This is a genomic window from Calyptranema fuscum S582, assembly GCF_055793305.1.
This window is the reverse complement of the sequence record NZ_JBSLYH010000097.1, coordinates 1-10,431: the sequence shown is the minus strand read 5'-3', so window position 1 is coordinate 10,431 and position 10,431 is coordinate 1. Positions and strand designations below refer to the sequence as shown.

At 45.0% G+C, this 10,431-nt stretch carries 8 protein-coding genes and 2 pseudogenes; 5 read left to right on the top strand and 5 right to left on the bottom strand.

Translation table 11 applies throughout. The features are described 5' to 3' along the window. From ACR6Z4_RS31605 to ACR6Z4_RS31595, 3 genes are all read left to right on the top strand, one after another. Positions 1-1,303: DUF6399 domain-containing protein (locus tag ACR6Z4_RS31605; RefSeq protein WP_479721295.1), on the top strand; the 1,303-nt coding region annotated here is incomplete at its 5' end. After that, entirely contained in the window at positions 1,303-1,491 is a 189-nt protein-coding gene (locus ACR6Z4_RS31600; RefSeq protein ID WP_479721294.1) for a DUF6399 domain-containing protein, read from the top strand. The genes ACR6Z4_RS31605 and ACR6Z4_RS31600, both read left to right, overlap by 1 nt. Positions 1,492-1,505: 14 nt before the next feature. After that, positions 1,506-1,697 carry a DUF1304 family protein gene (locus tag ACR6Z4_RS31595; protein WP_479721297.1) on the top strand — a complete coding sequence of 64 codons (192 nt, stop codon included), beginning with the start codon at positions 1,506-1,508 and terminating at the stop codon, positions 1,695-1,697. Between the two features lie 230 nt (positions 1,698-1,927). Here the strand turns inward: ACR6Z4_RS31595 and ACR6Z4_RS31590 are convergent, their stop codons facing one another. The 5 genes from ACR6Z4_RS31590 to ACR6Z4_RS31570 form a co-directional block, all read right to left on the bottom strand. After that, positions 1,928-3,235, bottom strand: coding sequence for an Hsp70 family protein (locus tag ACR6Z4_RS31590; protein ID WP_479721293.1), 1,308 nt, complete (start codon positions 3,233-3,235; stop codon positions 1,928-1,930). A gap of 101 nt (positions 3,236-3,336) precedes the next feature. Continuing rightward, entirely contained in the window at positions 3,337-4,383 is a 1,047-nt protein-coding gene (locus tag ACR6Z4_RS31585; RefSeq protein WP_479721292.1) for a caspase family protein, read from the bottom strand. 30 nt (positions 4,384-4,413) lie between these two features. After that, the gene (locus ACR6Z4_RS31580; RefSeq protein WP_479721296.1) at positions 4,414-4,671 is read right to left on the bottom strand and encodes a WD40 repeat domain-containing protein; all 258 of its coding nucleotides are present in this window, start codon (positions 4,669-4,671) and stop codon (positions 4,414-4,416) included. A gap of 29 nt (positions 4,672-4,700) precedes the next feature. Next, the gene (locus tag ACR6Z4_RS31575; protein WP_479721291.1) at positions 4,701-6,062 is read right to left on the bottom strand and encodes a hypothetical protein; all 1,362 of its coding nucleotides are present in this window, start codon (positions 6,060-6,062) and stop codon (positions 4,701-4,703) included. Next, complete coding sequence (locus ACR6Z4_RS31570; RefSeq protein ID WP_479721290.1) at positions 6,063-8,195, bottom strand: caspase family protein; 2,133 nt, start codon at positions 8,193-8,195, stop codon at positions 6,063-6,065. It abuts the gene before it with no gap. 195 nt (positions 8,196-8,390) lie between these two features. On the opposite strand from ACR6Z4_RS31570, the pseudogene ACR6Z4_RS31565 reads away from it, so the two are divergent. Then, positions 8,391-9,521 (top strand): annotated as a pseudogene (locus ACR6Z4_RS31565) (DNA phosphorothioation-associated putative methyltransferase); the annotation flags it as partial. 195 nt (positions 9,522-9,716) lie between these two features. Continuing rightward, a pseudogene (locus tag ACR6Z4_RS31560) lies at positions 9,717-10,431 on the top strand (hypothetical protein); the annotation flags it as partial.

Below are 10,431 nucleotides of genomic sequence, written 5' to 3'. Positions count from 1 at the left end.
GGGGCTGGGTCTATCCAAAAGCAGCGTGCATCGGCATCGACAAGCGATTACTCGACGTAATCGCTATCCAGAATCAACGATGTGGGAAACTCAAGCCGGAAGGGACTGGTTAAAAGTGTTAGTGCTTGCCACCATCTTTGTATTTTGTTTTCAACGAGGTGTTGGATGTGAGAGTCTGCATGAATTTTTCCGTCTCCTGCGCTTAGAGCAGCATATTGGAGTGTCGGTTGCTTCGCTGCGAAAAATCCTCAAGCAGATGGAAGATCAGGTTCTGGACTATCAACATCGGCGACACCATGAGTTAGCCACTCCTCAAAGCACAACTGAGATTTGTGCCAGTGTAGATGAAACCTTTTTTGATGAGGTGGTGTTAGTGATGTTAGACGCATCGAGTGGTTTCATTCTAGTAGAAGCATTGTCACAAGACTACCGTTACTCAACCTGGCAGCAGCATGTCCAGCAAGCACTGCACCAACTAGGATTAAAGGTACGTTACTGTGTGAGTGACCGTGCTAAAGCATTGGTGAAACTAGCCTTGAGTGAAATGGGATGTCCGAGCATTGCCGACCTGTTTCATGCCTTGCGTGAGTTATCCCAGGGCATCGGACGGGAATTGGCAGACCAATTGTTTCGGGTGAATCGACGTTTAGACGAATGTGCCCAAAGCCAAGATAATCCTCAACAAAACCAGCCGTTATACACTCAACAATCTGCGTTACAGACGGCTCAACAGCAGTATCGTGCGATTGTGTATGGCTTGACAACTACGCTTCATCCCTTTGCTCTTGACGCGACGATGCCACAGACGAGTACAGGAGTTCAAGCTCAACTGCAAGCACTAACCGACGCTCTCTATGATCTCAAACGAACCTACTCACTCCCAGATAAAGCCGGTAGTATTGCCAAGTTCGAGCGTCAACTGCCCGATTTGAGTGCCCTGGTTGATCTGTGGTGGAACTGGGTTGGTTCATGCTTGCATGAACGGACGGGTGATGCATCGGTGAGTCAGTGGGTCGAACACGCTTTGTTACCTGCTGTGTATTGGCAACAGCAAACCCGTCGAACCAAAACGCCAACCCTCAAGGCCACGTACCAGAGGGCAGCGGAGCAAACGCAGGTTGCACTCATGGAGCATCCCATCACCTCAGTCCTTTCAGCAGACCAACGCCGCCAATGGCAACACTGGGCTATGGAGATGGTCAGCAAATTTCAACGCACCTCTTCGGCTGTGGAAGGACGCAACGGCTACCTGAGCCAGATTCACCACAATCGACGGGGCCTATTACTCGTCGCTTACAGGTGATGACCACGTTGCATAACTTTCATCTCAAACGTTCGGATGGTACCACTGCCGCTCAACGGTTGTTTGGTAAACCCGTACCGGACTTGTTTGAATGGCTTGTCCAACACATGCCTGACTTGCCGCAAGCTCGTCGCAGAAAAGCGCCTTCAAAAGCTACACCCTTTGCCCTACCTATTGTCCCGGCTTAAATTGGTAGCCCTTTATCGCAGCTGGCTTAATTTGGTCGGCTTTTGCAAAGCATAACCCTTTACGGCTGCGTGTGTTTTTCCTAATTTGCGTCATCATTGCTGGCTTTTTTGGTGCAGTGACCTTAAGACCTACAAAACTTGCATTCTCAAACCTTTCCTACACTCATTGCACTAGCGCTCGTCTGGTTGACACACATCCCATATAGATCTAAAAGGTGATTTGTGAAAGGGTAACAAGTTGAGCAATGATGGAAGAATTAATTGGACGAAATGATTGCATTATTTATAGTTGTCTCCTTAATCAGAAATCAGAATTCTAGATAATTTAGAACCGTAATCAACTCCGCACTTGTCAATATTTTTGCTACGCTTGGCAAGCATTTAGTAAATCGAGAAGAGGTAAGATTGCAGTAGTTACGACTTATTTTCTATGATTCTATCTCTTCTGAACTGTTGATTTTCGATTTGAGAATTTACATAGCTTTGAGGAAATCGTGCTTACTTTCTTTCCAGTACCCTTATCTTTTGCTCTAATGTGTAAATCTTTGCTAGCATCAATTTCAAAAGTAACTTCTATTTGGTTAACGCCATGAGGAGCAGGCGTGATTCCATCTAAATGGATAGAACCCAGATAAATTTTATCTTTCTCAGCTTGAGAGTTAATTTCTACAATCGGAATATCTACACTAGTTTGATTGTCAGAAATGGTTATAAAGCATTCACTTTTTTTGGTTGGAATTGTTGTATTTTGACGTATTATGGTGACAACTTCTCCATCTGCTGTTTCCACGCCCAGTGAGTAAAATATAACGTCCAAAACTAGAACATCTTTCACAATACCGCCATATACTCCTGCCTGAATGGCAGCACCCAAGGCTGCTGTTATCTCAGGAAAGGGCTGTTCTATCAATTGTTTACTCGTAAAAATATGTCGAAGGCGTTCCTTAATCACTGCACCGTAAGAGGAACTTCCAGCAAGAAAGACTTTTTCTATATCATTTTTGGTGGTTTTGGCTTCAAGCAAGGCATTTTCTAAACACGCTTGAAAATAGCTAAGGATTTTGTTTTGGTCTTCTCTATTACTTAAGAATAGTTTTCCAGCAATACTGATAACTTCATAAACGCCATCATCTACATGTAGAATAGAAGTGACAACGTGCCCCTCGCTAATATCAATAATTAAAATTATTCCTAAATTTTCTGTTCGATTCTTTTCTCCAGATGTGAGAGCAGACAAGGTAGATGAATTGAATATTCTAAGAACCCCCAGTCCAGCCGAACAGCATGAATCTGCAACAGCATCTCGCTGAAGCTTAGTAAAACAAGAAGGTACTGATATTACAACCTGTCTGATTTGCCAACCTAATTGCTGACTTGCGTCAGCAATAATTGCTCGTAGCCCATGAGACAAAATTTCTTCTGGTTTAAGATTTTGGTTTAGATAAGAACACTCAATTTTAGGAAGACCATCTTTATCTTTAGAAAGCTTGTAAGGAAGGTACAAAGCTTCTTTTGCAACTTCAACATAACTACGCCCAAGTAAATTTACAATATGTTCATATGTATTTGCTTGATTAGCAGCAGCTTGATTCTTAGCATCCTGCCCAACTAACCATTCGCCACGTGAATTACACGCAATAACAGCAGGAGTTGTAAGCTCTCCTCTTTGGTTCGGAACAGCAGATGCCTTGTCGTTATCAAGGATGGCGACCGAAAAGACACTGGCATCAATCTGAATACCCATGATTGATGATGGTAATGATAGGGAAATCTCTAAGTATAAATCCCCACGCTGTTGAGAATTTTGTTCAATTTTACCTTTGCCACGAATACGAATCCGTTGCCCTACCCGGACACCAGCGGGAATTTTAACCGTAACAGTTTCATGTCCAGTAGAAATTTTTTTTGCACTCCGCCAACCATCTCTTCTGAAAGTAGAAAAAGCTTCCGAGTTAGATCCAGGCTACTTGCATTAGAAGTCTCTGTACCTGAGCGATCGGTGTATTGTGAGGGTTGCGTCCTGTCAGGCGCTGGTGAGGAACTTGAATACAAACTGACAGCTACTGGCAAATTGCGATCATATGCGTTTGTGCCAATAGAAGGATGTTGTCTATAGTCAGTAGCCTGTTTGACGTTATCACGCACATACTCAAATAGCTCACCGATTGTCACAATACCGTTGCCATCACGATCGGCTGCTCCACGCATTCCTTCTAGGAGGTAATGAGTAAACACACCATGTCCACCACCCCATCGGGTATCTTCAAATGACACCTCATTCGCTTCTGCTGAAGTTAGTAGGGCAACTCCACCTTTCGATTGGCTGATATCTTGGAGAAACCGATTCATCAGCTTAGTATTATTTACTACGCTTCTACGACCGCCAATGCCGCCACCGATCGCTGCACTGTGGCAGGTGTCTGCCAAAATAATCACCTTCTCTGAGTGTAAAATCCCCTTCAACGCGCGATCGATGTCTTCCATGGGCAGCGCAGTTCCTGCAATGTCATCCGGGTCAGTGTCATAAGTGAGGAGGTAGACATTGCTGGGTCGATCAGGATCAGGAGAGCCGTGACAGGCAAAATAAATAAGCACTAAGTCTTCTCTAGCTGGTTTCTTCAAAAAGCTTCGCAGCGCACGGTTAATGTTGCCAGTAGTTGCCTGTTCGTTTGTGAGTTTGCAGATGTGGTCAGCCTTAAAACTACCTCCGTTAGGAGCGAGCAGAAGTTGGTAGAGGCTATCTGCATCTCGGTCGGCATACTTCAAATTTATTAATGAATGCTGATACTTGGAAATGCCAACGATGACTGCCCAGCGATCGATGTCTTTGTACTGAGAATATAATTCCGAGTCAATAAATTCTAATTTTCGGGTGAAGGGTTGATCCGGCATGACACAGTAGCAAAGAGGGTAAGGAATCGTTTAAATCGGGATTTTCCATAGTTTAATCTCTAGATCATCTCCGCCGCTAGCTATCAATCTGCCACTTGGGCTGAAAGCAATCGATCGCACCTCTCCCGGTTGTCGTGTAAAAGTTTGCAGCAATCCTGCTGCTTTGATATCCCAAAACTTTACTGTAAAATCTTCGCTGGCAATGGCTATTTTCGATCTATCTGGACTCATTGCCAAACACCATACTTGACCCGTATAACCTTCGAGGATGTGTTTAGGCGATCCAATGGAAAAACTCAGTAACTATCACAGCTATCCTATTGTTGTTCTCCTTGAAGACGGCTCAAACTCCGGCTGGCTACATCTGCACTCAACCCCCACAAGAGCAATGCAAGATAGTCAGGCATCGGTTTCGCTCCAAAAGTTTCACCATTTTCGATATAGAGCGTGTTTAAGCCTGCAAGAACCAGACCCGTGAGCAAAACCAGATAAAGTAACGGACGCACAAACCAGAAGGTTGCTTCAGCTCGCATCTGGTCTGAGAAACCAGCTAGGGATACCAGAAATTGCTGGACTTGTTCGATTCGATTTGGAGGTTCTTTTTTCTCAACTTCTGCGATCGCATTTCGAGCACTTTTATCGAGGTTAACCGCTACACGCCAAAGAGCCGTTTCCGCAGGGTTAAAGTCATCTGCTGCACCACGTCGTGCCTCAGTATTGGTAGATTGCAGAATTTCACTAACCACTGTCGTTGCCTCACTATCTTGCCCTTGGGCAATCAGGTTGCGTGCCTTATAAATTGGCTCAAAGTCTTCTTCTGAAATGGGTTCGCCTCGCTTCTGTTGTTCGTAAAGCTGATCTTCAGTCACTCGAAGCTGTTTGAGAACGCCTAACCGACTCCGGATCAGGGTTACTTGAGTATCGATCGCTTCAAGCTGCTGACGGTAAACTTGCTTTCGCACCTCCTGTACCATTGGTCGAAGAAGGTTGCGATCGACTGGATGGGCTTCTCGAACATCGGCTTCTAGTTGATAAACCTTTCTCCTTGCCTCAGACTGTAAACCGCCCTGTTCTTGCATGTATTTGAATAATTGCCCCAGAATAACTCCCAAAAGCAGCACAAGCAATGGCAAAAGCGGACCCGATCGAACGTTGATATTAACAGGAAGGGTTAGGCGATTATTCTGGTTTGCCTGGGTGAGGTAGATCTTCCCGGCATACTGCTCAGGGGGCATGGCAGCGCGAGTAATGGTCAAAGGAATACGAGTGATTTGTTGAGCAGGAAGGGCGATCGCTTCTTGTGGTAGAGATAGAGCTTTATCAGGTAAGGGGTAGAGCGTTAACTGTCCGCGAACCGAAATGTTTGAGTTACGAATTTGTGCAGAAGTTGCAGCAGGGTTATCAAACTCTAATTGCAGTTGATCAAGTTGAGTGCTGGGAGGAAGAAAAAGTCGAGCCAAAAGGCAGTCAATCGCCCAAGTGCAATTGACCAGACGGAGTTGAATCTGATCTGTACCCTCTAAGGGAATGACAGAGGGTTGATTGGTTGTGATCACCGTTTCAGGTTGAGAGACTGGTTGAGTTGAAGCAGTGACAGGAGTTGATGGATTAGTTTGAGCCGTTGCAGTCGTTTGAAATAACAGTAACGGCAAAAGAACCGAGAGTAAAAATCGTTTCATTTATAATTGCTCTACAAAAATCTGAACTTGCTTAGTCACCCACTCTTGTTTGGGATCAACCACTAAACTGGCAGATCGGGTTGCTTCAGGCGGTTTTTCCAAGTCAGCACCAATCATCGCCAACAAATCATTGAGTGGATTAACTCCCTCTGGTCCTTCCCCTCTAGTTGTTACTTCCTCAACCATTCCCTTTAATTCTTCATTAAGCACAGATCCCCTACTGGCAAGTGGTTCATCTAACGGTGGTAAGGTTAACCACCGAAAATCTGCCAGACCTTTTTGAACGGCAAACACTTTGATAGTCTCTTTTGTTTGCTCATAACTACTATCGTCTGGCACCTGAAATCTCAGTAAAACATCCTCAGCCGCACCCGCGTCAAGCGGAAAAAATGGTGCCTCCATTCCGCCTACTGGAATTTGTGAAATCTCCCAGGTTGGTTCAAGATCCAAGACCGCTATCTTCAATGGTTGCTTGCCTTTATTAGCCAATCGAAGACAGATAATGTCCTCACTCTTCACTCTGATATCTTGGGTATCAAGAAAAGGCTCTCCATCTTCTGTGAGAATTTCTACTTCAAGTGCGTTTGACAGTTTTGAACTGGAGTTGTCCAAACCTTCGACTGCCTGATACTTTGCTAGATGAACTAGTCGCTCAATCACACGCTTTGCAGCCGTTGTATCGTTTATTGATAGAAGGGGTCGGAGGTTTTCAATCGGTCTACCATTTCTACAAATTTCATAATTCCCTTCGCGATCGATCGCCACTTGATACAGGGCTGATTCTCCTTCTTTCACTTCCACAACCCAACCATTACCCGCCAATGCTTGTCGTACTCTGTCGAGTGCTTCTTCCTGACAACTCACTAAGTCAGGCGGCAAGTCATTCTCCTCCTCACCTTCAACCTTCTGAGCAAAGAAACGAACCCTCTGAACCAAGTTAGTGGGAGCAGATACCATAATGGCAGGAGACCCTGGTTCTATCTTCCCCTCTCCTGTAATGCCACCTTCTTCTGGCTTCAGAACTCTTGCAGTGGCTTCAGAAGCATCAACCCGTGTGATCTCAACGATCGCAATCTGATGTTCCTTCTCAGTGAAATCAGTTGTATTGAGGGGATAAATCGAGAAGCGCGTTCCCTTACTAAGTCCTTGGGCTTGCCCTGCATTCAGGGTCATTTGAGTGTCTGAAACAACCTTAACGACAATTACTGTAAAAGGGGTAGACCAAGTATCGCTGCCAAAAACAAGGCGATCGCTCTCCCCCACAATCATGGGAATTTGTTGGCTAAACTTGCTTTGAATTTGGGCATTGACGCGATCGTGTAATAACTTATAAGTCAGAGATTGCCCACTCGTTGCAACGCTGGTCAGCGTATCAATCATCCAATAAGTCAGCGCACCATTACGCTCTACTCCGCCATTAACTGCATATTCATAAGCATATTCATTGGGGCGACAGGCAGCCAGTAAAACATAATCCCTAGACTGAGGTAATCCAGCAGCTCCAATATTTTTGTTTCGTGTAGCATCTAACCAATTTTGCTCTAACTCTTCGGGTTCAGCGACCAAACTTTTTGAAGATCTTTGTGCGGTATCAGTCTGCCCAGCACTACGAATTTCAGCATCACCACGGGTTGCACCACCAGAATGACAGCTATCAAGCACCATCGTCACGATTAAACCCTTATCGGTCATGCGCTTAAGCAATGTCGTTATCTCTACATCACGCAGGTAACGTCCCTCTTCCGTATCGCCAATGTCCATTGGCACAATGCCTTCATCGTGTGGCTCATTCTTAAAAGGGAAAATGCTGGTAGCACGCCCACCATGACCAGAATAGTGAATATAAACTTGCTCTCCAGTCCGAGCAATGTCAGTAATTTTCTTAAATGTATTAACAATATTTTCGTAGGTTGGCGCTTGTTCCTCATCAGATCTCATCTTCAGGAGCGCAGTATCTTCCTGGGTGGGAGAGGTCAATTTATAAATGCGCTCTGCCGGAATCTTCAAAGTTTCTCTAAGAAATGCATCAACGAGATTAATATCTCGTACAGCTCCTTTAAGGCTTTTATAGAGGCGATTAGGTTGGTAATGATCAATTCCTATTAACAGGGCATAGATAGTTTGCTCTGTCATAAATATTTCCTTTGTTTTCCTTATCTAAGGCATTGAAAGAGCACAATGCACAGGGTCAACCGTCTTTGGTATTCCTGCATTAAGCTAACTGCATCATATTCTTGAAATCGCCTCTTGCAAACTCCTAGCGAGTGTTTTCTCAATCAATTCTGAGTTAAGAAAATCTTAATAAACTGCCTTTTCAAACTCCTTAGGCGTAAGAATTACAGTCAGGAAAAACTCAAAAGCTACATCGACCAGATGCTTGGCGTTGATGCCATTCCGGTTGCGCTGGGCATCTACTTGGTGTTTCGAGAAGAGGCGCAGGCACAAACCTTCCGAGCATTCCGGTTTAGATCGCGTGCAACAACTCCCAGAGTCAAAGCCAGCGCCAAGCGGTTTGAACAATATAAGGAGATGCTGGCTCCCCTAATGGCATTTTTCACCGAGCGAGGACGGTTGTCCATTGAGAAGGAACTTCAGGAGTTTGCGGCACTGCAATCGGAATTTGGAACGCTACGACTCGCCTTCCAGGTGGTACTCCAGGCAACGGAGGTTCAGGAATGGGATGCCATCAGCGAGAAACGCCGCCAGGATTTGCTCGTCTACCTTGCTCTCAGTCATTTTGGCGATCGCCCCAAACTGCGCCATCTCGCTCCCATCGTTCAGCACGACATCAAGGCATTATTCGGCAACTATCAGCAAGCCTGTACCGCTGCGGATTTGATGCTGTTGAGTCTGGGGAATTTGGAGGTAATGGCAGAGCGGTGTAAGACCAGTGCGCTTCGCGACAGCGATCCGCGAAGCGGAATCGGCAAGAAGCTGTCGAACTCACTATGGGTTCACGTCTCTGCCCTGGATGCCCTTGATCCCCTACTTCGGCTCTACGAAGGTTGCGCCTCTCGCACGATCGGTCGCCCAGAAGAAGCAACCGTGGTCAAGTTCCACACCAGCAAACCCAAAATCACCTACCTGTTCTACCCAGATTTCGAGCGTGACCCGCACCCCTATCTCTGCACCAGTATGCAGATTGACCTACAAGAACTGCATGTCAGCTACCGAGACTATGACCCAGAGGACAACCCACCTGTGTTGCATCAGAAGGAGTTGCTGGTGCAGTCGGACTATCCGCTCTATGAGAAGTTTGCCAAGCTGAGTCGGCAAGAGGCTGATTGGGGGTTACTGGATGATTTAGGCAAGATTCGCGATCGACGAGCTTGGCAGAATTGCCTAGAAGAACACTGTGCTGAATTAAAGGGGCATCGGGTAGTGTGGCGCAAGGATGCTGACCCGTATCGAGTGAAACTGGTGCGATCTGCGATACGAGTAAAGCAGGCATCACATTAGCTTGTAATATTTTTTACACTATCACCAAAAAGAATTTAGATTCTTAGACAGTAAGCAAAGCTGCGAGCACTATACAAGCACGGGCTTTCCGTGATTTAAATCACACTCATAAGCATACTTGGCGTGTGTTAAAAATGTTAGAGTACACGAAAATTTACACTCCTGACCCTATTCACTTTGTTGAGTTGTCCTAGTATGCAAGATATTTGTAGCCTCGAAGAGCAACTCAGCTTTTTCATCAAACGAATTCCCGAAAAAAGTGTATATCGATGCAGATTTAACCCTTTGGAAGATTTAGTGCCTATAGAAATTGCTAAAGGGAAGGATCAATTGCGTGAAGCAATGCATAGAATCATTGACAGGTATGAAAATAGAGGGTTTGCGCTGTTCGATGCTAAGTTTAATGATGCAGGATTTGAAGTTGTAACTACACTTGCCCAACTCCTTCACCTTGGTGAACCACATATTCCTTCTCGATATAGGAATAGAGACACTATCAGCCTTTACAAAGAAGGTATAAATATTATCTCAACTCATCTACATGGCAGAGCAATTAACCAGCTTGAAGGGACTAGCCAGGGGGTGGTTCATGCATTTACAACTGCTAATGAGCAGAAGCCTCACGTAGATGGAACTCTTGAAGAAATGGGGTTAATCAAGACATCTATTCTCTTATGTGTTAATTCTGCAATTAGTGGCGGTGAGAGTATTATTTTTAATTCCGTTGCTGCTTTTGTTGAACTTGCCGAGAAAGATATAGATGCTGCTATTTCTCTACTTGACCCTAGATGTTTAAAGCGAACAGATCTAGGTCATGGTGATTCTTGTACTGGACCTGCATTCTTAATTGAAGGTAAGGATATTTTTACAAGGTATTCAACAGATATAACTTCTTCTTGGAGTGATGGAC